Source organism: Waterburya sp. (genome assembly GCF_058530065.1).
Window position 1 is genome coordinate 1 of the sequence record NZ_JBZNBU010000017.1, and the last position, 24,633, is coordinate 24,633.

The 24,633-nt window shown below is 40.0% G+C and carries 17 protein-coding genes; 8 read left to right on the forward strand and 9 right to left on the reverse strand.

The features are described from left to right. Positions 1 to 464 (forward strand): homocysteine biosynthesis protein (locus AC33VI_RS01055; RefSeq protein ID WP_491780417.1); only part of this gene is annotated, 464 nt, incomplete at its 5' end. A 17-nt stretch (positions 465 to 481) separates the two neighbouring features. Here the strand turns inward: AC33VI_RS01055 and AC33VI_RS01060 are convergent. Continuing rightward, positions 482 to 3,082 (reverse strand): TIGR03960 family B12-binding radical SAM protein, encoded by a 2,601-nt coding sequence (locus AC33VI_RS01060; RefSeq protein WP_491780418.1) that lies wholly within the window; start codon positions 3,080 to 3,082, stop codon positions 482 to 484. A 249-nt stretch (positions 3,083 to 3,331) separates the two neighbouring features. Between AC33VI_RS01060 and AC33VI_RS01065 the strand changes: the two genes are divergently transcribed. Then, a complete protein-coding gene (locus tag AC33VI_RS01065; protein WP_491780419.1) occupies positions 3,332 to 5,281 on the forward strand; it encodes a hypothetical protein in 1,950 nt (649 codons plus the stop codon). A gap of 20 nt (positions 5,282 to 5,301) precedes the next feature. Continuing rightward, positions 5,302 to 6,159 carry a hypothetical protein gene (locus AC33VI_RS01070; RefSeq protein WP_491780420.1) on the forward strand — a complete coding sequence of 286 codons (858 nt, stop codon included), beginning with the start codon at positions 5,302 to 5,304 and terminating at the stop codon, positions 6,157 to 6,159. A gap of 31 nt (positions 6,160 to 6,190) precedes the next feature. Here the strand turns inward: AC33VI_RS01070 and AC33VI_RS01075 are convergent, their stop codons facing one another. Beyond that, a complete protein-coding gene (locus AC33VI_RS01075) occupies positions 6,191 to 7,834 on the reverse strand; it encodes a DUF3685 domain-containing protein (protein WP_491780421.1) in 1,644 nt (547 codons plus the stop codon). 76 nt (positions 7,835 to 7,910) lie between these two features. Here AC33VI_RS01075 and AC33VI_RS01080 point away from each other — a divergent pair, with 76 nt between their 5' ends. Then, positions 7,911 to 9,743 (forward strand): tetratricopeptide repeat protein, encoded by a 1,833-nt coding sequence (locus AC33VI_RS01080; RefSeq protein ID WP_491780422.1) that lies wholly within the window; start codon positions 7,911 to 7,913, stop codon positions 9,741 to 9,743. Between the two features lie 30 nt (positions 9,744 to 9,773). Here the strand turns inward: AC33VI_RS01080 and AC33VI_RS01085 are convergent, their stop codons facing one another. The 4 genes from AC33VI_RS01085 to AC33VI_RS01100 all read right to left on the reverse strand — a co-directional run bounded on the left by AC33VI_RS01085 (position 9,774) and on the right by AC33VI_RS01100 (position 14,509). Beyond that, a complete protein-coding gene (locus AC33VI_RS01085; protein WP_491780423.1) occupies positions 9,774 to 10,220 on the reverse strand; it encodes a DNA-binding protein in 447 nt (148 codons plus the stop codon). Positions 10,221 to 10,351: 131 nt separating this feature from the next. Then, the gene (locus AC33VI_RS01090) at positions 10,352 to 12,145 is read right to left on the reverse strand and encodes a ribonuclease J (RefSeq protein ID WP_491780424.1); all 1,794 of its coding nucleotides are present in this window, start codon (positions 12,143 to 12,145) and stop codon (positions 10,352 to 10,354) included. 389 nt (positions 12,146 to 12,534) lie between these two features. Further along, positions 12,535 to 13,425: a 4-hydroxy-tetrahydrodipicolinate synthase gene (dapA, locus tag AC33VI_RS01095; protein WP_491780425.1), complete on the reverse strand. Its 891-nt coding sequence runs from the start codon at positions 13,423 to 13,425 to the stop codon at positions 12,535 to 12,537. 40 nt (positions 13,426 to 13,465) lie between these two features. Beyond that, complete coding sequence (locus AC33VI_RS01100) at positions 13,466 to 14,509, reverse strand: aspartate-semialdehyde dehydrogenase (protein ID WP_491780426.1); 1,044 nt, start codon at positions 14,507 to 14,509, stop codon at positions 13,466 to 13,468. A gap of 445 nt (positions 14,510 to 14,954) precedes the next feature. Here AC33VI_RS01100 and tig point away from each other — a divergent pair, with 445 nt between their 5' ends. The 4 genes from tig to AC33VI_RS01120 all read left to right on the forward strand — a co-directional run bounded on the left by tig (position 14,955) and on the right by AC33VI_RS01120 (position 19,917). Continuing rightward, positions 14,955 to 16,352, forward strand: coding sequence for a trigger factor (tig, locus tag AC33VI_RS01105; protein WP_491780427.1), 1,398 nt, complete (start codon positions 14,955 to 14,957; stop codon positions 16,350 to 16,352). Positions 16,353 to 16,654: 302 nt separating this feature from the next. Next, positions 16,655 to 17,332, forward strand: coding sequence for an ATP-dependent Clp endopeptidase proteolytic subunit ClpP (clpP, locus tag AC33VI_RS01110; protein WP_491780428.1), 678 nt, complete (start codon positions 16,655 to 16,657; stop codon positions 17,330 to 17,332). A gap of 32 nt (positions 17,333 to 17,364) precedes the next feature. After that, positions 17,365 to 18,711: an ATP-dependent protease ATP-binding subunit ClpX gene (clpX, locus tag AC33VI_RS01115; protein WP_491780429.1), complete on the forward strand. Its 1,347-nt coding sequence runs from the start codon at positions 17,365 to 17,367 to the stop codon at positions 18,709 to 18,711. A gap of 81 nt (positions 18,712 to 18,792) precedes the next feature. Then, entirely contained in the window at positions 18,793 to 19,917 is a 1,125-nt protein-coding gene (locus AC33VI_RS01120) for an LptF/LptG family permease (RefSeq protein WP_491780430.1), read from the forward strand. Here the strand turns inward: AC33VI_RS01120 and AC33VI_RS01125 are convergent. The 3 genes from AC33VI_RS01125 to AC33VI_RS01135 form a co-directional block, all read right to left on the reverse strand. After that, positions 19,907 to 22,285, reverse strand: coding sequence for a carotenoid oxygenase family protein (locus AC33VI_RS01125; protein ID WP_491780431.1), 2,379 nt, complete (start codon positions 22,283 to 22,285; stop codon positions 19,907 to 19,909). The two genes, AC33VI_RS01120 and AC33VI_RS01125, sit on opposite strands and share 11 nt — an antisense overlap. A gap of 100 nt (positions 22,286 to 22,385) precedes the next feature. Beyond that, the gene (locus AC33VI_RS01130) at positions 22,386 to 24,269 is read right to left on the reverse strand and encodes a GGDEF/EAL domain-containing response regulator (protein WP_491780432.1); all 1,884 of its coding nucleotides are present in this window, start codon (positions 24,267 to 24,269) and stop codon (positions 22,386 to 22,388) included. A 61-nt stretch (positions 24,270 to 24,330) separates the two neighbouring features. Further along, complete coding sequence (locus AC33VI_RS01135; protein WP_491780433.1) at positions 24,331 to 24,570, reverse strand: DUF6737 family protein; 240 nt, start codon at positions 24,568 to 24,570, stop codon at positions 24,331 to 24,333. Positions 24,571 to 24,633: the final 63 nt, after the last annotated feature.

Consider the following 24,633-nt stretch of genomic DNA (forward strand, 5'->3'; position numbering starts at 1 on the left):
ATACTCCTATTGGACCTGCTGCTACAGTAGCTTTGATTGGCGATGCCAAACAGATGAATTCTAATTGGGTGCGGGGCTGTTATTTTAAAAATTATGGTGCTTCCTTAATGCTTGGAGTAGGAGTCGCCCTTCCAGTCTTAACCGAGCAAGTAATCCATAATTGCGCTGCGGGCGATCGCGATATTGTTGCGCCCGTGATTGACTTTTCTATCCCCCGTCGAGTCCGCCCTACCTTTGGTTTAGTTAGCTACGGACAATTACAAACGGGTCGAGTCACTATTGATGGTAAATCCGTTAGAGTTGCCCCTTTAGCTAGTAGAAGGCGATCGCTTCAAGTTGCTATAGAGTTAAAACAATGGATCGAGCAAGGTAAATTTACTCTAACTAAACCCGTAGCTTCCCTACCAAGCGATCGCTCTTTTATTCCTCAAGATACTAATACATCCACTATTTCTTTGGAGTGAACAATAGCTTCAGTTCTTTAATTTAAAATTAATTGCTGACGATGAACTTTGAGTAATTGAAACTCAATTTTAGCTACCCGTTCCAACATATAAATTAAGTTATCTGGAGATAGATTAGTACCATCATTACGACAGCTACCAGTAAAGCGAATTACTGCAATGTTATTGTCTTTAGCTTCAGATTCTAAAGCAAGAGAGAACAGGCGATCGCGTAGGTTAATTTGCTTTTTATTCCCTTTTTTAGTGAATTTTTCCCAGATTATTTCCGAACTATTGTTAATAGCATCAATCCATTGTTGCCAAGTAGGATTGTCATTAGTTTGAACGGTAATTAAGTATTCTGAACGATCCATAATTCGGCTGGCATTGAGGGATTTGAGTTCGATTTCTTCTACCTTGTAGATAGGAATATTATTAGGAAGTTGAGCAGCCAAGCGATCGCGGAATTCCTCTACATCCATCTTTTCTGTTAATTCAAAATCAACGATTTCACCGTTACTAGTAATACCCAAAGACAAAGCACTAGCGATGGAAATTTTCGGGCTAGGGTGATAACCGCCAGTAAAAGAAATAGGTAAGGCTGCACGACGCACGGCGCGATCGAAGAGACGAACTAAATCTAGGTGACTGATTAAGCTCATTTCTTCTACTTTGCCAAACCACATTCTCAGTTTTTGGGCTTTAGTTTGGTTGGGTTTAAAGTGTCCCTCAAAGCTAGGAATTTCTGGGGGTTGGACGACAATATTGTGTCCGAAATCAGTACCGCAAACACCACAACTAGAACAACCATCAAAAGCACAGTCGGGTACGGTAGCCGCTTCTAAAGCTCTTGCCAGGTCATCTTTTAACCATTGTTTGTCAATTCCCGTATTCAAATGATCCCAAGGTAATGGTGCATCTGTAGGGGCGATTGACCAATCGCCCTTACTTAAATCTGATGATGATTGATTATCAAATACGTTCCACTCGCCATTTTCCACTAGGCGATATTTCCAAGTAAGATCTGCTTCGGCGATCGCTTGTTCCCAAGCACCATAAGCTTTATCTAGGTTTTCCCACCAAGAATCCATTCCCGCGCCCAATTCCCAAGCCCGTTTGACTACAGCAGAGAGACGACGATCGCCCCGACCGACAAAGTCTTCCATTGCCGAAATACGAACATCGGTATAGTTGACCTTAACCCCTCGGATACGGCGAAATTCTTCTTTGAGTAGTTCTTGCTTGCGCAGAAATTCTTTAGTAGATACGGAGTGCCACTGAAAGGGAGTGTGGGGTTTGGGGGTAAAATTGGAGATAGTGATGTTAAAGTTGAGTCTTTTGTTGCTTAATTGGCTGCATTCGCGACGCAACCATCTAACAGTGTCGGCAATACCAATCACATCGACATCGGTTTCCCCTGGCAAGCCAATCATGAAGTAGAGTTTGACTTTATTCCAGCCTCGTTTGACTGCGGTTTGAATGCCCCGCAATAGTTCTTCGTTAGTTAGCCCTTTGTTAATCACATCCCGCATTCTTTGAGTACCAGCTTCGGGTGCAAAAGTTAAACCAGATTGACGCAAACCCCCAACAATATCGGCAATATTATCATCGAAACGATCTACCCTTTGACTGGGAAGAGAGAGGGAAATATTTTCATCTTTGAGACGGTTTTTAATTTCCATCCCTACTGCGGGTAAAGCCAGGTAGTCGGAACAACTGAGAGAGAGTAAGGAAAATTCGTTGTAACCAGTAGCGCGCATTCCTTTTTCGATCGCGTCTACTACCTTTTCTGGTTCGACATCCGTAGCAGGGCGAGTCAGCATTCCTGGCTGACAGAAACGACAACCGCGAGTACAACCCCTTCTAATTTCTACGGTCAGGCGATCGTGTACGGTTTCCACATAGGGTACTAAGCCGATGGAATAGGCGGGAATGGGAGTAGCCACCCGACGCAATACGCGCTTAGGAACATCAGGATTTAGGGGATGTGTAGAGCCATCTTCAGCCATTTCATAAAATCTCGGCACGTATACCCCAGGCACTTGAGCTAAATCTAGTAATAACTCTGCTTTACTAAGTCCTGCTGCTTTGCTTTCTTTAATGATTAAGCCAATTTCGGGTAATAATTCTTCTCCATCTCCCAACGCAATAAAATCAAAAAAATCGGCGTAGGGTTCGGGGTTAGAAGTAGCGGTTTGTCCCCCTGCAAAAATTAAAGGATAGTCCCCTGTTTCCCTTTCTTGCCAAGTTAAAGGAATGTGCGCCAAACTCAGCATTTCTAAAATATTAGTCGCCCCCAGTTCGTAACTGAGACTAAAGCCTAAAATATCAAAATCTTGTAGAGATCGCTTGGATTCTAAAGCAAACAAGGGAGTATTAGTTTCTCTTAACTTAGCTGAAAGATCGGCAGCGGGGAGATAAGTGCGATCGCATAATTGTTGCGGTTGGGCGTTGATTATATTGTAAAGAATAATATGACCCAAGTTAGAAGCTCCCACTTCATAGACTTCGGGGTAAGTAAGCACCCACCGCACTTCGGCATCGTTCCAGGGCTTATGGATTGCGCCTAATTCGTTACCCAAATATCTAGCTGGTTTGAGTATATCTGAAGTAATTGGGTTATCACTTGCTAGAGTCAAAGCTTATATCTCCTTATAACAATGCTTTTATCCGATCTGTATTAATTACTATAACTTTTCTTAGTTGTTAGTTTTTAGTTATTAGTCGTTAGTTATCTTTCTCTCAAGAGCGAGTGCGATCGCTTGAAGGTTTTTTTGTGCTTTAAAACAATAAGGTTAAGAATCAACATCAGAGTCCAACATTTCACCTTTTCTTTGTAACCATAAAGCTTAAAGTCTAGTGCTTGAGATGAGTAACTGAGTATATCGATGCGTCAAATACAGCTTACGCGCAAAGCAATTAAAGATTTACAAAGATTGCAGTCAAAAGACTCGATTAAGATTCCCGAACGACTATTTTGGAGTTTAGCTGAAACGGGGGAAGGAGAACAATTCTCGTACACGAAACATCTTAGTGGGTATGCTAATTTATGGCGCTCGCGCCTAGATTTTGCAGGGGGTACATCTCTTAGACTGATTTGGACTGAAAATCCTGAAGATAGTTCGATCCGCTTTTTATATGTTGCCCCCCGCAACGATCGCACCTATGAGCTAGACCTTAATAGTTTACCTCGCGAACCTGCCTATAGTTGGAATGGAGAAATGGGAGTGGCATGGTCTTTATTTTTGAACGGGCAATATAAAACTAGTCCGATACTCACTCAAGATCGACGTAAAACCAGCAATAAGGTGGGCGATCGCAAGAGCTATAGTACTTATGGTGCAAACGAACATATTGGCTTTTTTGCCCACATCACCCAAAGTCCACGTATTAAAGCCGAGTGGTGGGATCGGGAGTTTAACCAACGCCGTAAATTATCTCGTTCTAAAATTGCCGATCTACTCCGCCAAAAATGGGAAAGAAACTCCATCAACTATCCCACTCAAGATCGGTTTGGTACTGTCTTAATTATTGACGAATCTCAAGATTATCTTTTAGGAGAATTAAATGCGATTAAAGCTCTTTGTCGAAGTTGGCATCAAGCCCAGCATCTTACTCATTTATGGCTGCTGGGAGATCTAAATCAAAGAATAATGCCTGTTGACTTTGACTGGGGTGCGTTGAAATTAGTTCGTCCTGAAGAACCAGGATGGAAATGCTTGCGTAACTCTAGTAATATCTTGAAATTTAGCAATCTTTTCCTGACTCCCGTTCGAGAAATTTCTCAGAAAAATAAGACCAGATCTCCCTATCAACCTACCGATCCAGATAAATCTTATGAAATAGGGGAACGGGTTAAATTGTTAACCTATCCATCCCTTGCCGATGCAGAAACTTTTCTCGAACAATTATCTCAATCTCTAGGTTCTAAACTTAAAGAAGTAGAAAAAAGCCACTCCTTAACTTATAAACTAGCTAGTCGGGTCAAAATTCTTCAATCGGAAATCTATCAATCCCAATATAGCGATCGCTTGGAGTTTTTGAACGTTCATCAAGTCAAAGGTAGAGAATTCGACTCTTGCATTGTCTTTAATGTCTTGGGATGTGATGCCAACCCCCCTACATCGGAAGATTGGTGGCAATGGTACACTCTCTTAACTAGAACGCGATCGCGCTTGATGGTAATTGCAACCTACGAGCAATACGATCTGCTATTGAAATATATTCCCGATCTGGTTTCTGAGTGCGATCGGATCGATTGTCCCACTCCTGAGTCGATTGAGTCGGAAATTAAATGGATTCAAGAAGAAAGTAACGATCTAGAATTTTCTGGGCGCGAAGCAGATCTAGTCAAACGTTATCTCTGCGAAGCAGTTCAAACTCAAGATAAACCCTTAATTTATTGGGATACCTACGAAGTTTTAGAACGCACGAATATTAAAGGACAAGAACGCACCAATCTGGAGGAAGAAATGATTTTAGATTTAAAAAAATACGATTCTCAAGTTTTATTATCGGAAATTAAAGTATTGGAGGCAGAGAAAGTAAATCCCTCGATCTGTAGTCTTATTTTGCGAGCTTTAGACCGATATTGGGATGCGACAGGTAAAATCATCGCATTTTTGCAACAAGATAATCCAGCCGAATATCAAAGAATTGTGGAAGCAGTTGCTCAATCTCTGGAATCTCATAACTTAATTGTCGAAGCAGCACGAATCAGATTTCAAAGGCTCGATATACCCTATCCCGATCGCTTTCCTTTGCCAGAAATTGCTACAGTTAAAGGGGATCTTTTTATAGCTTTGACCAATATTTTTAAATCTAGATTTCCTAAATAATTGGCAACATTCCGAACAGTATGAGCAAGTCTAGTGATTCTGATGTCTTAATTGCCTTAGCAGAACTTGAAGCCATGATTAATCGTGGTATTGCCAAGGTTGATGGTTTACTTCAAGAAGCCTGGGATAATCAGGATCTCAAGCAAATTCAGCAAGAAATAAGTCAAGCTCGACAAGAACTAGAAAAAGCTGGCATTGTTTTAGAGGAAAATCAAAATCGATCTACCCTAACTCTTCAAGAACTTCATGCACTAGAAGATAGTGCGTCAAAGCAAAAGGATCTATTAGAAAGAACTCATCAGGTAAGTATTAATTTATATTCTGACTTGAAATCCGAAGCAGAAAAAGGACGAGATTGTTTGAATTCCCTAGTGGTTTCGATAAAAGAGTCCGAACAATACAAAACACAATTCCACGAAGCTATTCAACGCATAGAAGTAGCGGAAAATATACTTGCTGAGATCGATCGCAAATACGATTTTTTGCTCGAAGTTTGGGATAATCTGACAGAAATAAAAAATTCTATCGGTGGCTATGATTCTCTTAAAGATTTAGTCACCTCGATTCGGGAAGCAACCGAAAAACTTCAGGAAAAACAAGATCTAGCTCAAAATGCGATCGACGCACAAATTAAACCTCTCAAATATCAAATAGATCTGCTCAATAATTCGATTACCTCAATTAGAGAAGCTAATCAAAGACTTCAGTCAGAACAAAGACTGACTCAAATGAAAATTGACGCACAAATTGAACCTCTCAAACGTCAGCTAGATCGACTCATCCAAGCACAGTGTACTCCTTGGTGGTTGCCCAGTAATTGGTGGTGGAAAAAAAGAATTAGTTTTACGGCAAAACCTTTTAGACAACTGAAAAAATAGTTAAAAGGGCGACAATTTTTGATTAATCTATTTATCGTCGAGCGCCATTTTTAATGGTGCTGCCAATTCCCTGAATAATTCCCTTACCAATTAAACCCAAACCTTTGCCAATTACTTGAGTTAAAACAAAAACTACTCCACTGCCAGCTAAAGCAATAAATTTGCGTACTAGGGGGGCAACTGCATCGCGAAATTCGATAATAATGGTAGTCAACCAAGGGATTCCTGTTAATCGTTCTAATTCTAGTTGTCGGGGTGCGTAGACATATAAAGATCTAATTCTGCCCCCATCTAAAATATAAAGGCGATAGCGACTTTCAAAAATGTTTTGGGGGCGATCGATATATTTTGCTTGGCGATATTTCCAAGATAGTTGGTTACGAAAACGGGCAATACTGCGATCGCTTTTGTATTCGGATCTATATAGTTGGTATTTGAGTTTTTCTAGGTTATAGAAGTTATTTAAAATTATTTGTACCGTAGCATTGGCTAGATGAATAATCAGGTTATGGAGTAAAAATTCAATCCGAGTCACAACTTCAGGATCGTCGGAGGAATAGTTAATGTTGTCTACAGTAAAACCAGGTTGACCTAAGAGATATTCTAAAAGTTCTGGAATGCCGTAAATACCAGCGAAAATATTATTGTTAATCTCAAGAAAATCGAGATTGATAATCAAGTCTAGTCTTTCTGTTTCTTCTGGAGTTAATGCACCACCAAATTCTGTCAAAAAACTTTTAACAGTCCAAGACCAAAGAGACTTTAAATATTCTGTGTAGTTGCGTTCTATAGTATCGGCGATCGCAATTTGGTCTACAGTATCCGCCAGACGTTTAATAATTAGATGGCACAGTTTTTTTTGGACATGAGGTTGTAGGATATCGATTTCTAATAAAAAATCAGTCTTATTCAGCAAACCCAATTGAATCTCAGTCACGACTCTTTCAAAAATAGCTTGATTGGCAGAATCAACAAATACAGGTAAAGGATTTAATTCTGTAGAACTGGCTAAGATTAATTCCCCTTTATCCGACTGCTCGATCTCAGCTTGTTCTTCGGGTAAATTAACTTCTTCGGCTACCAAACGATTAGATAGCCAACGAGCAACTAATAATTCTCGTTTTCTGCCCACCAAAAACACCTTTTCCCAATCAGATAAATTGCGGTTTTTTAATTGCGCTTCTATTTCCCGCAAAGTTTCTTCCAGTTCGATTCTGCCCGACTGACTGATCCGCCCTAATGCTTTTTGCCACAGTTTGGGTGGAGTATGGTAGTTTTGCCAGTAAATATTCCCATAGGCTACCGTTTGCAAACCCTCAACAATGGTATTAATACTCGAAGTGCGATCGCAATAGCCTTTTATTCCCCAACTTCTGATTCTAGATAACTGTTTGGCAGATAAATTACTAGGAGTTAAAACAAAAATTGGTAGCTGGGGATATAGTTCCCCCAATCGCTGGCAAAACTCCAGGCTATTACTATCGTCAATACCAATAACTAAAACATTTAACACCAATCCGCGAGTCAGAACGCGAAAAGTATCGTTACTCGCATCTCCCTCTCCCACAATGGCAAAATCCCCATAACTGGCGATCGCAGTACGCAAACCCAAACGAAAAATAGCGTCGCGATCGACAATAAATAGTTTAATCTTGTCCTTACTGATTTTAGTCATTAGTTGTTAGTAATTAATACTCAAACTCCAGTCCTAAAGCGGTATAATAAATTTTTCCTCTACTAATATACTGTGCGTGTCTGAATCTTTAAGCGATCGCTATTTTGCTCTCATCGACCAAATTGTCGAACTCACTTTAAAAGGAAAAATTAGCTCCTTTGAGCGAGTTTACAGGATGCTGGTGGAAAATATCGAACCTGGTACGGGAGAAATCTTAGAACGGTGTTTGCAAAGTCGCCTTGAAACTACTACCGCCCAACTAGATACCAAACTCAAAGCAGCCAGAGTCTTAAGAGCATTACAGACTATCGAAAAACAGTGGTTGCGCTGGCAAGCAGAAAACCAAGTCGATGCGGGTATTTCCGAGATTGCCAAAGATATTTTAGAAGCAGAACCAGAAGATTATTTCTTGGCATTGGTCGATGCGATCGATTCCAATCAAGATGAGCCTCTGGGTTTTGATGAGTTAAAAAAGCTAGCTGAAAGTTTTCAGAAGGCAGCAGAAAAACAAGAAAACCCGATTATTGCCGCCGATTGGCAACAACTATCGGTCGGAATTATGGCGGGATTAAACTCTTTTGCGGCTTTAGAAGAAGATTTAGTCAGTTGGATGTATGGTACTGGCAGCAACTTCTCAGGCTTTGGTGCAGAAAAACCCAACCCCTGGCGAGTTTGGGGACAAAAAGTATCTAGCCCCCTCTTAAAACAACTATTTCTGACTCTTTCACAACAGCAGTCTGCAAAAAACTTTGCTCAAATTGCCAGCAATCTCGAATTGAGAGCTTGGATTGAATTGGCTATTGTCTTGCAGTATTTAGAAAGAGGTTTGGTTGATTGGTACGACAAACAACCTTATAACTCAAAATTTGGTAAAGAACTTTCTTACAGTACAATGTTGACTTTCGCTTCTATCTGGAGTGAATTGTGGCAAGTATTTGCGATCGGTCAGCCTGCCTTAGCCGACGGTTGTTTTCTAATGATGCTGCAAATTTTACGGACTTTTGCCCAACGAGAAGACTTTCCTCTTTACAGTGGGGTGTTTGCCGATTTTTCGGGAGAATATTTACAGGATACTCTAGATTATTTCGACGAACCTTTAAAGCAAGTAGAAGGAACAGAAGAAAAAGCCCGCATCCTAACTTTATTAGGCTATTCCCAGCGAATTATTGGTAAATATCAAGAGTCGATTGTCTTTCACCAAGAAGCTTTAGAGATCGCGATCGCAGCAGACGATTATGCTTGTGAAATAGCCAACCTCAATCATCTCAGTCGGGCTAACGTTAACCTAAAAAACTACAAAGAAGCAGTCAACTATTCCCAAAGGGCTTTAATTGCCGCCCGACAGGTGGGAGATAAATTGGGGGAAGCCAATGCCTCGGTAAATTTAGGCTATGCCAAGGTATTTTCAGCTAGAGAATTAGAAAGCATCGATCCAGAAAACTACAGCGAAGCAATACGCTATCTCGAACAGGGAGTTGCTCTAGCGGAAAAACAACAAGACTTGCAAAGTCAATCTTTTGGTTACAGTAGTTTGGGTATTGCCTACGTAACTTTAGAACAACCGACTACTGCGATCGCAGCCCTAACTAAAGGAGCAGAATTAGCCCAATATTCTCGCGATGTCTATCTCCAAGGTTTGAGCTTTTCCTACTTAGCAGAAGCTTATTATAGTATTGAAGATCGTCCCTCAGCAATTACTTACGGTAGCCTGGGAATGTATCTACTCAATCAAATTAATTCTATCGAGTGGCGACAAGTAGCAGGATTATTGTCCATTTTGCAAGGACAAGTGGGAGGAGAAGAATTTCAACGTCTTCTTTCCCAAGGGCGAGCGCAAATCATTGGTCTGATTGGCGTTGATGGTTATGATTATCTGACTAAATTGCTAGAAGAATATCAGCAAAATTAACTATTTAATTTAGTTATCTATTGGGTAAGCTTATGGTTGACAAGCTATTAACTCCATCAAGTTGCAATCTAGAATTTCGATCCAAAGTCTAGCACCGCATTCCAATGGATTGCTCGGATCGTATACGATTCTGCTAGGAGTAGGGATTTCTAGCTTATGTAGATAGACTCTTTCCTTTGTTTCTTTTTGAGCTAGCAAAATTGGTGCTTCTCGATCGCACTTACTTTTTTTGATGTTGTTTCTGATTTTGTGACTGTTGATATTGGCGGTTATTTTCGAGATCTTTCTGAATATCTTCCAAGTCCCCGCTCGTCCCCTTTTTCCTGGGACAATTACAGGTATTCCTCTATAAAGAGGTATTAGCCAATACTTTCCTGTTTTGTAAGCTCCTTTAACTCTTCTTTCCTGTAATAATTGTCTCAGGCGACTGGAAGATATTTCTAAAAGTTTGGCTGCTTTAGTAGTATTGACGTACATTGAAATAAATATATCGAGTTTGACAGGTTTTTTTGTACTATAAAAAATCCCTTTAAGTATCTTACAAGAAAAAGCGTTACTCATAAAAAGTAACGCTTCAATCTAACTAATACTAAAAGTTATTAATCGTTCTAAGAACGACGAGAAATTACGGGGGCGGGAGTTGAAGATATAGAGCTAGAACGTCTTCTTTTTCTGGTAGCTCGAACGGGTTTCTTCTCTGGAGCTTGTAATAAAAATACTACTAGAGGGCGACTGCGTAATTCTCGATTCATCAAACGCTGCAAACCGCCTTCAATTTCTAAACGTACTTCCGTCCAATTGACATCTACTTCTCCATCTTTATTGGTAACAGTAAAATCATTCCAGCGATCGCTTAATATTCTTTCAACAGTTCTGACAACCAACTGCTGTAACAATGACTGTTCGACTGATGTCACTACACCTCGTAAATGTAGGGCTGGAGGAGCGACTAGTTTGCCCGAATTATCGATCGCCGTAGCTACGGTAACTACTCCATCTTCGGCTAGTTGCTGTCTTTCCTTCATCACGTCGTCTTGAACGATGCCCGCGCGATCGACCAACTCGATACCAGAGGGAACTTCTCCTGCTACTTGAATATTATCTTCTGTCAGTTCGATAATATTACCGTTTTTAATGATAACAATGTTTTCTTCGGGAATACCTACTGCTTTAGCCATGCCTGCGTGTTCGACTAACATTCTGTGTTCCCCGTGTACGGGAACAAAAAACTTAGGACGAGTTAGGTTGAGCATTAATTTGTGGTCTTCTCGCGATCCGTGTCCCGAAACGTGGATTCCTTGTCTGCGCCCATAAACTACATTCGCTCCCTGCATCATCAAGCGATCGATGGTGTTAACCACTGCGATCGTGTTGCCAGGAATGGGGTTGGCAGAAAAGACGATCGTATCTCCTTCTCTAACTCGAATTTGCCTGTGTTCTCCTTTAGAAATACGAGTCATTGCTGCTAAAGTCTCTCCTTGAGAGCCAGTACACAAGACTAAGACTTTATTGTCTGGCAAGCGATTGACCGATCGCAAGGGTTCAAAAATATCGTCGCGACATTGAATATAACCCAATTTTCTGGCATGAGCGATAACATTTAACATCGATCGCCCGACTACTGCTACTTTTCGTCCGTGTTTGGCTGCCAAATCGAGAATCATGTTAACTCGATGTACCGAAGAGGAGAAGGTCGTGACCATCAAGCGTCCTTCGGCATTACCAAAAATGCGGTCTAAATTAGGATAAACCGATCGCTCGGAAGGAGTATGTCCTGGCACTTCAGCATTAGTAGAATCACTCAGCAGGCACAATACGCCTTTTTCTCCGTGTTCGGCAAGCTTTTGCAAGTCGTAGTGTTCTCCGTCTACGGGAGTGTGGTCGATTTTGAAGTCTCCCGTGTGGATAATTACGCCGATGGGAGTATGAATGGCAACGCTGAAACTGTCGGCAATAGAGTGAGTGTTGCGAATAAATTCAGCGCAGAAATTTTTACCAATTCTGACAATTTCTCTGGGAAGGACGCTGTTGAGGGTAGTGCGTTCTCTAACTCCCGCTTCTTCTAATTTATCATTGAGTAAAGACATTGCCAGCCTGGGACCATGAATGATGGGAATGTCAAATTGTTTGAGATGATAGGCTATACCGCCAATATGATCTTCGTGACCGTGAGTAACAATCATACCCTTGATGCGACTGGCATTTTCTCTCAAGTAGGTCATGTCGGGTAAGACGATATTTATACCGTGCATTTGGTCTGAAGGAAAACCCAGACCCGCATCTAAAAGAATAATTTCGTCTTCATATTCAAAAACACAGGTGTTTTTACCAATTTCATGCAATCCTCCCAAAGGAATGATTTTAACGGTTGGCTTGTTGTTTTTTTTAACTATTTTGTTCATGTTTTTTACTGAGTTATTTGTACTTTATTATTGAGTAAATAAAAACTGAAAATTAGCCTAGAATTCTCGAACTAGAATTGCTAGAAATAAATAATGATGGTTTAACTGTTTTAATTAAAATAAGGTTGTGTCAATTGAATATCAATTGTGCTAGTTAGCGATTGATTGGGCATTCTCCCCTAATTAAAAATAAGCTTTTGGTGTATCTGTCTTTTTGGGTAACAGTCAATCTATTTCTATGTTTTAATTATCCATCAGGTTTATTAGATTAGAACTATAAGGGTACGATTTATTCTATATACTTCAAGGTTTCTCAATATTCGCTTATGTTTTTTTATTTTTTGGTAACCACAAATAATTAATCGATAATACTCTATGAAACTTAAAAATTAACTTAAATCTAATTCTTTTAAAACTATTTTTAATTTTTCCAATAAATCTAATTGTAGCTCACATAAAGGAGTCCGCAACTTACCCAAATTCCATCCCTGCAAATTTAATGCTGTCTTAACGGGAATCGGGTTAGTTGTCATAAATAAAGCTTGAAATAAAGGAAATAATTTAATTTGGATGGCGGTAGCCTTTTGACTTTCTCCAGCAAATAAAGCTCCGATCATCTCTTGCATTTGATTGCCTACTAAGTGAGAAGCAACACTCACCACACCAACAGCACCTACCGTTAACATTGGCAGAGTCAGAGCATCTTCTCCTGAATAAATAGCAAAAGATTCGGGAGTCAGACATCTAATTTTACAAGCTTGCTCTAAATCACCACTAGCCTCTTTAACAGCAACAATATTGTCAATTTGGGCTAAATTTGCGATTGTTTCTGGCTCTAGATTGCGACTAGTCCTACTCGGTACATTATACAACATCATTGGCAAATTGGGTGCAGCTTCGGCGATCGCACGAAAATGAGCGTACAATCCCCCTTGAGGGGGTTTATTGTAGTAAGGGACGACTTGTAAAGAACCATCTAAACCTAACTTTTCCGCTTCTTTAGTGGCTGCGATCGCTTCTGTAGTCGAGTTTGAACCAGTACCAGCAATTATTTTGGCTCTGCCCCCAACAGCCTGTTTGACTGCTTGGAATAGTTGATATTCTTCCTGCCAAGTTAAGGTGGGAGACTCTCCCGTAGTACCGCAAATAACTAAACCATCGCTGCCATGATTCACTAAATAATCTGCCAATTGCTCCGCTACGGCATAATTAACGCTACCATCCTCAGCGAAGGGAGTTACCATTGCCGTAATTACTCTACCAAAAGGTTCGCGACTCATTAATAAACCTGATTACTAAACAATCGATTGACGATAAATACTAAACACTTACTGCTGAGTTAGTTCCCACTAGTAAATTTTTTTCTAATAATAATTCTGCTATTTGGATGGCATTTAGGGCAGCACCTTTACGAATTTGGTCGCCACAAAGCCACAATTCTAAATTATTTTCTCTGGATATATCTTGACGAATTCTACCTACGAGAACGGGATCTTTTCCCGTAGCATCTATGGGCATGGGGAAATAATTACTCTGCCAATCTTCTACCAGTTTTGCTCCTGATGCGTTAGCAATTACCTCTCTAGCTTTTTTTACAGGAAAAGGGCGATCGAATTCTAAATTAATTGCTTCGGAGTGAGCGCGCAAAATAGGTACGCGGATACAAGTGGCAGTTACCTGTAAATCTGGCGCGTTAAATATTTTTCGCGTTTCGTTAACCATTTTCATTTCTTCTTCACAGTAGCCATTTTCTTGCAACGGAGAATTGTGAGGAAATAAATTAAAAGCGATCGGATAAGGCAGTACTTCTGCTTTGGCTTCTTTGCCTTCTAGAATTGCCTGGGCTTGTATTTTCGCTTCTTCCATCGCCCTAGCCCCAGCCCCAGAAGCAGATTGATAAGTAGAAACCACTACTCGCTTGATGGGTTGCACTTGATGGAGAGGATAAATAGCAATACCCATCAAAATGGTAGTACAATTGGGATTAGCAATAATTCCTTGATGGTTTGCAGCGGCTTCGGGATTGATTTCGGGGACGATCAAAGGTACATTTTCATCCAGGCGAAAGGCACTAGAATTATCGATTACTACTGCCCCTGCATCTACAGCTATTTTCCCCCAGGCTTTGGAAGTAGAACCACCCGCAGAAGCCAGAACGATGTCTATTCCAGTAAAAGATTCTTCCTTTACCGCTTCTACAGTTATTTCTTGTCCCTTAAAATTAATTTTGCTACCAGCCGAACGAGGTGAGGCTAATAACTTTAATTCTTTAAGGGGAAAATTTCGTTCCTCTAAAAGAGCCAACAATTCTTGACCGACTGCTCCAGTTGCCCCCAGTATAGCTACACTAACATCTTTAGACAATTAACTTTACCTCCTTTACTTCTTTTTTTTTAGTCTTTCAGTTAAATTTTGTGTTTGAACCAAGCAAAAAATTCTTTTCCCTTCAGGATTCGATTTGATTTTATGTATCGTAGATTTTGGACACCCAATGACAATCTCAAACTTCCCGTAAAAAATAATAGCAGTAAATTCTCCGCTCTTGACCTTATTTACTTACCATAATTTACTGCTGAGACAGTATCGCTAGATTCTACCATAATCTTTATCGACCAAGATATATTATTATGTCTATTGTCTAATAGGGAAATTGTCGGCAAGAATTAATAAATTTTTTTCGACGACTGTAGAGCGACGATTATTCTCTTCCTGTAGCAAGATGGGGAACAGTTTTAATCTTACTTTAAGATAATCCCTATCTAGATCCGCAATAGAATCAATTTAAGTAGTTTTGAGATAGAAGCAGTAAATGAAAGTAACCCAGGAGAGACTTCCTGAAAGTCAATTAGGTCTGAATATAGAAATTGCACCCGAAGCATCGCGCAGTGCTTATGAAAAAATGGTGCAAAACCTTTCCCGTTCCAGCAATATTCCTGGGTTTCGCAAAGGGAAAGTACCGCGTCAAGTTTTACTACAAAGAATTGGTAACGAAAGAATTAAGGCTGCTGCTCTAGAAGAACTAATTCAAAAATCTTTACAAGATGCGATCGAGCAAGAATCGATCCAAGCTTTGGGACAACCAAACTTGCGTTCTAATTTTGAAGAATTATTAGGACAGTACAATCCAGGGGATGCCTTGACCTTTTCTATTGCCGTAGACGTTCCGCCAGTTGTCGAACTAGCTGATTACAGCAATTTAAGCGTTAAAGCTGAAGAAATAGTCTATAAACCAGAGAAAGTAGACGAATTTCTCGAACAGCGTCGCGAGCAAAAAGCAGATTTAGTTCCCATTGAAGATCGCCCCGCCCAAATGGGAGATGTGGCTTTTGTGGACTTTAAAGGCGTTTTGACTGAAGAAGACGATCGAGAAATTGAAGGGGGTAGCGCGACCAACTTTCAAGTAGAAATGGTAGAAGGAAAGCTAATTCCTGGCATGGTAGAAGGCATGGTAGGCATGAAACCCGAAGAAACCAAAGAAGTAGACGTTACTTTTCCCGAAGATTACCCCCAAGAAGATTTGGCGGGCAAACCAGCAAGATTTAGCATTACTTTAAACGAGCTAAAAACTAAAGAACTGCCCGAACTAGATGATGATTTTGCTCAAGAGGTCAGCGATGACGAATTCGAGACGATGGCTGCCTATAAAGAGTCTTTAGAAAAACAATTTAAAGAGCAAGCTGAAGACCAAACTAAAAGTAATATCAATAATGCGATCGCCGAAGCTTTATTAGAACAAAACAAAATTGAATTGCCAGAGTCTTTAGTTCAAGAAGAAGTAACCAACGTTTTGACTAAAAGCTTGATGCAAATGCAACAAATGGGCTTAGATGTTAGACAACTCTTTACTTCTGACAACGTTCCCATGTTGCGCGACAACGCCAAACCAGAAGCCACAGTTAATCTTAATAAATCCTTAATAATTAAGGAGATCGCGAAAAAAGAAAACCTAGAACCAGACCAAGCTGCGATCGATGCTAAAATTGCTGAAATTAGCCCCGAATTAGAAGGTCAAGAGGTAGATGAAGACCGCTTGTTAGAAATGGTTAAGGAAGATTTGACTAGGGAAAATACTTTTAACTGGCTGCGTGAAAAAGCTCAGGTAGAATTAGTTCCTGAAGGTTCTCTATCCGCAGCCGAAGAAGAAGAAGCAGAAGATGATGAAGAAGTGGAAACTGCAGAAGTAGAAGTAGTCTCTGAAGGAGAATAGACGATCCGAGGTGATATTATCCCCCTTGACGGCTTGCACTAAAACATATGCTTAGCAGTATTCTTTAGGACTAGCTTCCCGTCGGTCGCCCGAACATGGGGGGACTGGGTGAATATCTACTCACTACCTCTGTTTGATTCCTTAATCTGAATCTTGAGGCATAATAAGTAGTAGAGGAGCGAAGATTAATTTTTTGGTAGTTTCTCTACTATATAGACTCGTGCAAGCTAGATTAACAATAATTCAGATAATCTTTCTTTCAAAATAGCAATAATAATATATACATTTTTTCGCAAAAATCTATGGTGGAATCCCTTTCAAACTACAATTTTATTGTTAACCAAAATACTCCCGATATTCAGTCTTCTCAAACTTATGGCAATGTAGTGCCAATGGTTGTAGAGCAGTCGGGCATGGGAGAAAGAGCCTTTGATATTTACTCCCGTCTTCTGAGAGAAAGAATCATTTTTGTGGGTACGGCTATTGATGATAAGGTGGCGGATACTGTTGTGGCTCAACTATTATATTTAGAGGCAGAAGATCCAGAAAAAGATATTCAGATTTATATCAACTCTCCTGGAGGTTCAGTCTATTCTGGACTAGCAATGTACGATACCATGCAACAAATACAACCAGATGTTGTAACTATTTGTTATGGAATTGCTGCTAGTATGGGAGCGTTTCTGCTTTCAGGTGGCGCAAAAGGAAAACGCATGGCATTGCCCAGTTCGCGAATTATGATTCATCAGCCTTTAGGGGGAGCTCAAGGACAAGCAACAGATATAGAGATCCAAGCTAAGGAAATCCTTTATATTAAGCAAAGACTTAATGAATTAATTGCAGGACATACTAGTCAACCATTTGATAAGATAGCTGCCGATACAGAACGAGATTTCTATATGTCTCCCGAAGAAGCTGTGGAATATGGCTTAATCGACAAGGTGATTACAAAATCGGCAGCGGAAGCCCTTTCTAGCTAAAATTGCTCTATCAGTCAGAGGTATATACATAAATGTCTAAATACGACTCCCATCTAAAGTGTTCGTTTTGCGGAAAGTCCCAAGAACAAGTCAGAAAGCTGATTGCTGGTCCTGGGGTATATATATGTGATGAATGTGTCGAACTGTGCAACGAGATTTTAGATGAGGAGTTGATTGAAGAGGGTGCAATAGTATCTTCCTCAGCAGTAGCCAACAATTCCGAAGCCAAGCCACCCAAAAAGAAAAAGTCTAAATCGGGTGGTATTTCTTTTGGGGATATTCCCAAGCCCATTGAAATTAAAAGCTGTCTGGACGAACACGTAATCGGTCAAGAAGAGGCGAAAAAAGTCCTTTCCGTAGGGGTTTACAATCACTACAAGCGATTGAGTTTGGCGAATAAAATGCAGGATGCAGATGATTCTGTAGAATTGCAAAAGTCAAACGTGCTTTTGATAGGCCCTACGGGCTGTGGTAAAACTTTACTAGCTCAAACCTTGGCTAAAGTCTTGCAAGTACCTTTTGCCGTTGCCGATGCCACTACCCTTACGGAAGCTGGATATGTAGGAGAAGATGTCGAGAATATTCTCTTACGATTATTACAGGTAGCAGATTTAGATGTGGAAGAAGCCCAAAGAGGAATTATTTACATTGACGAAATTGATAAGATTGCTCGCAAAAGCGAAAATGCTTCCATTACCCGCGATGTTTCGGGGGAAGGAGTGCAGCAAGCTTTATTAAAGATGTTAGAGGGGACAGTCGCCAATGTACCACCCCAAGGAGGACGCAAGCACCCATATCAAGATTGCATTCAGATTGATACTAAAAATATTTTGTTTATCTGTGGTGGTGCTTTTGTTGGCTTGGATAAAGTAGTAGAGCGTCGTTTGGGTAAAAAATCTATCGGCTTTATTCAAAAAGGTGAAACCAAGACCCCTTCTAAAGAAAAGCGCACTGCTGATATTTTACAGAAATTGGAATTAGATGATTTGGTTAAATTCGGCATGATACCCGAGTTTGTGGGCAGAATACCCGTGACTGCTGCTTTAGAATCCTTGGATGAAGACGCATTAGTACAAATCTTAACTAAACCTCGTAATGCTATTGTTAAGCAATATCAGAAGCTATTGCGGATGGATAATATTGAGTTGGAATTCACCGAAGGTGCTATTAGAGCTTTAGCTAAAGAGGCTTATCGTAGAAAAACTGGAGCGAGAGCTTTACGGGGCATTGTCGAAGAATTAATGCTCGACGTGATGTATGAAATTCCTTCCCGCGAAGATGTCCGCCAATGTACGATCACGGCAGAAATGGTAGAAAAACGTTCTACTGCTGAATTGATTCTTCATCCTGCTTCTTACCGCAAACCAGAATCAGCTTAGGGTAGTTAGAAGAGTATAGAAAAAGAATATATTTAGTAGGATTATTAGCTGTCGATCGCAATTGCAATTGTTTTCTGCAAGATGAACAAGGTCTTAGATCGCTATTTAATTGCTGAATATATCCCCAATCTCATTTTCGCTTTAGTTCTTTGTACGATTCTCAGCGAATTGATTGGCATTTCTTTTGAACAAATAAAATTTTTAGTCACAGACGATTTACCAATAATGGTTGCGGTTTGGATTCACTACCTCAAATTGCCAGCCTTTATTGTTTTATCTTTGCCTTTATCAATCTTGATGGGGACAATTGTGACTTATGCTAACTTATCAGCCAAACAAGAACTAGTCGCCCTGCAAAGTGCGGGTATTAGTTGGTATCGTTTGATTGCTCCTACATTGGTAGTTTCTTTGGCGATCGCAGTTTTAATGTTTGCCTTACAAGAATTTGTCGTCCCTCCTGCTAACTATCAAGCAGCAATTGTTTTAGAACGGGAATGGGGAGTAGATCGCACCCAATTGGCTAAGTACCATAAACGAGATATTGTTTACCAAAAATTTACCGATGATGCGATCGCCCCTAGTTTGGAATTTCTGTTTTTTGCCAATCTTTTTGTCGGTCAACAACTGCAGGAAATTATTCTTTTGCAATACCACAACCATCGACTAAAAACTATTACCACTGCGAAGATCGCCCGTTGGAATGAAGAGCGACAATTGTGGCAACTATTATTAGGTCAAAAATATATTATCGATGAAAATGGTTTTTATCAAGATATCCAAAATTTTCAACGATTACCCGTGAAGTTAAGCCGAGATATATTAGATTATGCCAGTCGCTATCGAGATTTACGGGAAATGAACCTTCGGGAGTTGTATCGTAGAATGGATATCCTCCATCGTACTAACGATCGCCAAAATCTCCGCGAACTCAAAGTTACAATTCAAGAACGATACGCCCATCCTTTTTCCTGTATTGCCTTAAGTTGTTTGGGGGCGACTTTAGGTTCGATCGCAGGCAAAAATAGCAAACTCCACAGTTTTACCCTTGCTGCGATCGCGATTTTTATTTATTATGCCGCCCAATTTTTGGCTACAGTGTTGAGTACCAGTGGCGCGCTACCAGTGGTAATTGCTCTTTGGTTGCCCAATGCGATCGCTCTGTTCCTGGCATATTACTATCAACAAGTGCCAGATATCAGAAATTAGGATAAATCTCTTCATCAAACAACCTGCGAATGTTATTGCTTAATTCTGATTGGTTTTTCATTAGTGTTTCTACTAGGGGATTGTAATCTTTTTCTACTTCATAAGTTAATTTCTCTTGAGGAGATTTAACTTCTGGTAGCCAAGTAGTGTGGAAAGAAAAGCCAATATTTAATCGAGGATGGCTGAGTTTGTATAAAGGACCTTGTTGAAGTTGGCAAGCGTCAAAAATCCAAATTTCGCTATTTTGCGACCATTCTGGATCGTTGTTGGGGTCTGTAGATTGAGATAATAAACAGTCGCTGGTTAATACCGCACAGACAATGTAACCGTCACTTTGGTCTTCGGCATTGGGACGTGGCACAAATTGGGCGGAAGTACCCAAATTACGTTTGTCAAATTGATAAAAATTTTCCTCGTTTAATTTCATTTTGCCCTCTTTATCGATCTGAAGATGGCACAAACTAGAGGGGATACCATCGTAAATTAAATCCTTGACGAGATCGATTTCTACCAAGCGATGGGGATAATTTTTGTAGGCGGATAAAGTTCTGGTGGTTAAAGTATCTGGCCACGCACCCCAATTATTCCAAAAAATATCGGTTAGATTTTGAGACGGTCTGCGATCGGGATAAACATAAAAGGCAGTAGACCAAGGCAGGAGATATTTGGGGTCGATTGGGTTATTGATGGGATCGTTTTTCCAGTTAACAATTTGTCGGTCGATTTCGTCGCGGTCTTTTTGGTCGGGAAACATTTGATGGTTGATTAGAGTTCCCGTTTTAGCATCGATTTCTAAACGTCCCAAACGACTAATATCTGTAGGACTGATAATATTTCCTGCTAGTTGTTGCAGGCGATAAGTTAATTCTGGATCGTCATAAAGATCGTCAAGATCGTCGCGATCGCGATCGTCATATTCCGAGCGATCGTAAATCCGAATATACTCGGCAATATCAGAAGCAGCCAGATGTCCTGCATAAATAATCAAGCGATCGCCCGTATCGTCATAATCGACTACATAGTGGGAAAATTCGGGGGCGATTTTTACGGGGGTAGCGATTACTTGGGGCAAATTAAAGCGGTCTGGGAAAAAGATACTATTTGATGGGGTAGTAGAATTATTGGCTACCTCTAAATCTTTTTTATCAATAATATACAGCTTAGTACTGGGATATTGAGGATAGTTGAGAAAATCGGTTAGGAAAACAATTAACGAGCTTAAAGTTGGATTTTTGGCGAAAGGCATCGTATTTTCTAACGAAAACTTGAAGGAAGTTTCCGCAAAAACAATATAGTTTTTACTAATGCCCATCTGATGCACTGTTTGATCGATTCTCAGGGGCTTATTTCCTGGCAAGACAATATCCCACTTGCGCTCGATTTTGACTTTTTTGCCATCCCAGCCCAAAAGATGAACAAAATCATATCTTCCTCGCAGCAATCTGACAATTTGCACGATACCGCGCAATAACCAAGTGACAATCTGAAGGGAAACTAAAATTAGCGAGTAAATGACAATTAAAATATTTTGAAAGCTTTGAGTAAAACTTAAATCCTTATCCCGCCAAATATCGACAAAGATCGGCTTGAGGTTTTGCCAATTCTCTTTCCATCTTTCCTTGAGCGATCGCGGTAGGGCAAACATCGTCCATAAAGACTTACCCACATTTAATGTATAAAACCTGTCTGCATCAGCATCGAAAACGGGATGAGCAGAAGCCATCAAATTTTTGAAGGGAATTGGTTGTTGGTCGGGTAATAATTCCGACCAGTCTTCATTCAAACCTACAGGAGTTAAAGTTTCTAAAGTTTCGGGATCGATTTCATAAGGTCTGCCCACATCCCAAGTTACCAATAAACGTTCGCTCTCGTCGCTATCTAACTGAAAGGGCACAAAAGCTGTATTTAATTGATTGCGAATGCCCAGAAGATTAAACGAACCTCTAGATATACCTAAGTTATTAAATCTCAGTTTGCCATATAAATTAAAATTATTGGGGTCGGATGTGGCTTGATCGGCATAGTAACAGGGAGGTTTCATCAACCTAGTTTTCAGGGTAGCACCACCCCCTTCAAAACTAAGGCGATAGACCATGCCGTCGCCATTATATAAAGCAGTCCAACCATCCCTACTAACCCAAACCACATCGTTACTACCATCTACTCTAGAAGAATTGGGCGAACCGACAGGACTAACCATAAAGTAATGACCTGTGAGATCTGGATGAAGACTGGTGTTATTTCCCTCAGCATCTCTAATAGTTAAAGCGATCGGCTCGATAAATTCTTCCCGACTTACTGAAACAACAGTTTGAGGAAACCGAGAGGGATAATTCGATATAGGCTCAGTTATAGGGGTATTAGTCACGATGTAAAATCTAAAACTCTACTAATTACTAGGTTATAGACTCCACAGCTTATGCAAAAAGATGGTAGTTGTAATAAAAATTGACTATTAATTTAATTTTTTAAGAACCGAGCGAATTAATACTATCACTCGACCACAATAAAAATTTCTCGACTGCTTCTGGTTTGAGGAGTTGAGAAATAAAATATCCTTGTCCGCGATCGCATCCCAGTTCTTTGAGTAGATTTAGTTGATAGCTATTTTCTATTCCCGTAGCAGTTACCAACATTTGCATTTGATTGGCAATGGCAATAATTTGCTGGAGTAATAAAATTGCTGATTTCTCCTGTTGCAAATCGAGATCTTTAGCGGCAATATTGGCGATTACCGAGCGATCGATCTTAATTTCATCAAAAGGAAATTGATGCAAACAGGTTAAAGAAGAATAACCAGAGCCAAAATTGTCCAAACACAATTGAACTTTACGTTTTTTTAGCTGGCGAAAAACTCTTTGGGTAATTTCGGGATTTTCAATAACTACTGTTTCGGCAATATCAAACTTAATATTTTGTCCTGGTATCTTAACTTTGTTGAGAATCATATCTACTTTTGATACCAAGCTGGGATGAAATAACTGTTTGGCTGATAGATTGATACAAATACCTATATCTTGCCGATCTTCTCCCTCGCTTCCTTGCCATTGTTTGATGTGCTGACAAGCCTGCCTCAAAACCAAATTACCAATAGCATTCATCAATCCCATTGTTTCGGCTTTAGCAATAAAACGTTTGGGTAAAACAACACCCGCATGGGGATGATGCCAGCGTACTAAAGCTTCTAATTCAATCGTGCTGTGAGTTTTTAAAGAGATAATTGGTAGATAGTAATTTACAAACTCTTGGCGTTTGATCGCTTGCTTAAGAGTCATTTCCTGTTTTGCCGACTCCATATCTTTATGGAGTTGCACGTACATTTCGGGTTGAAACAATAAAATGCGATCGCCTGATTGCTCTTTCGCTTTTTGCATGGCAATATCCGCATCATTAAAGAGGCGGTCGGTATCTCGATAGTCTTGATTGCCAAGTACGACTCCTATATTGAAGTTGATTAAAATCTTTTGCTGTTTGATCGTTAAAGGATCGGAAAACTTTGACTGAATCTTTTTGACTACAGATAGCGCGTCTTGAGTATCTCGGACATTATCTAGAAAAATCCCAAACTCTTCCCCTTCTAAACGACTGAGTAAAGCAGTTTCGGGCAAACAAGAATTTATATTGTGAGCGATCGCCATTAGAAGTTGATTGGTATCGAGGTGGCTTAAAGTGCGTTTGATATTTCTAAAGCGATCGCATTCTAAGAGAATTAAAGCAAAAAAATAGTTAGCTTGTTCCGTAGTAGTGTTTAAAGCTTGCTTGAGACGAGCGATCAAAGAATTACGGTTGGCATAACCCGTAATCGTATCCTTCAGAGCCATTTTCATCAATCGGTCTTGAGCTTGTCGGCGACTATCTATTTCGGCTTTTAATTGCTGATTGCTAGTTTCTAATTCCGCAGTACGCTCTCTAACTTTTTGTTCTAATTGGTTATTAAGCTCGATTACCTGTTTTTTACCAGAGGCAATTTCCAATTGAGTGGCAACTCTAACTACAACTTCTTTAATCTCAAATGGCTTTTTGATGTAGTCTACTCCTCCTGCTTTAAAAGCTTTTTGCTTATCGGAAAAGTCACTCAAAGCACTAATAAAAATGACAGGTATATCTTTTGTCACCTCATCGGCTTTGAGTCGCTCGCAAACTTCATAACCATCCATTTCGGGCATTTGAATATCTAGCAAAATCAATTCAGCCCATTGAGATTTAACTATTTCTATCGCTTTTGCCCCGTTGTCAACGCATTGAGTTGTGTATCCTCTTCTTTGGAGAATCGAAGCAAGTAGATCTAGATTATCGAGAATATCGTCAACAATGAGAATATTACCCCGATTTTTTTTCGCTGAAGTATTCAAGAACCCAATTGTAAAAACGCACGTTTATAAACTTATAATTCCCAAAAATCAAAAATTGGTATCAGTTATCTCCATTTATGCCATTTTGTTGGTTTTGTAAATATTTAGCAAAAGCTTGGGGATAGATCCACAAAAAATAGATCCACCAAATAGCGATCGCCATACCTACCCCCAAAGTCAGCCACCAGATATGCAATAGCAACCAACTACCCAATGTAATGACTATACCTGTGGCAACAATCGACCAAGGCTGACACCAGCTAGGTTTGTAGTCCCAAATATTCGTAGATTTATCGGTCATAATTAGTTCGTTAATCCCTTGTCTATAAACAATTCATTAAGAATCGGGGAATTTCCCCTAAAT

Coding starts and splice junctions, on each gene's coding strand:
- AC33VI_RS01065 (WP_491780419.1), top strand. CDS start 3,332: ATGCGTCAAATACAGCTTACGCGCAAAGCAATTAAAGATTTACAAAGA.
- AC33VI_RS01070 (WP_491780420.1), top strand. CDS start 5,302: ATGAGCAAGTCTAGTGATTCTGATGTCTTAATTGCCTTAGCAGAACTT.
- AC33VI_RS01075 (WP_491780421.1), bottom strand. CDS start 7,834: ATGACTAAAATCAGTAAGGACAAGATTAAACTATTTATTGTCGATCGC.
- AC33VI_RS01085 (WP_491780423.1), bottom strand. CDS start 10,220: ATGTACGTCAATACTACTAAAGCAGCCAAACTTTTAGAAATATCTTCC.
- AC33VI_RS01090 (WP_491780424.1), bottom strand. CDS start 12,145: ATGAACAAAATAGTTAAAAAAAACAACAAGCCAACCGTTAAAATCATT.
- dapA (WP_491780425.1), bottom strand. CDS start 13,425: ATGAGTCGCGAACCTTTTGGTAGAGTAATTACGGCAATGGTAACTCCC.
- tig (WP_491780427.1), top strand. CDS start 14,955: ATGAAAGTAACCCAGGAGAGACTTCCTGAAAGTCAATTAGGTCTGAAT.
- clpP (WP_491780428.1), top strand. CDS start 16,655: ATGGTGGAATCCCTTTCAAACTACAATTTTATTGTTAACCAAAATACT.
- clpX (WP_491780429.1), top strand. CDS start 17,365: ATGTCTAAATACGACTCCCATCTAAAGTGTTCGTTTTGCGGAAAGTCC.
- AC33VI_RS01120 (WP_491780430.1), top strand. CDS start 18,793: ATGAACAAGGTCTTAGATCGCTATTTAATTGCTGAATATATCCCCAAT.
- AC33VI_RS01135 (WP_491780433.1), bottom strand. CDS start 24,570: ATGACCGATAAATCTACGAATATTTGGGACTACAAACCTAGCTGGTGT.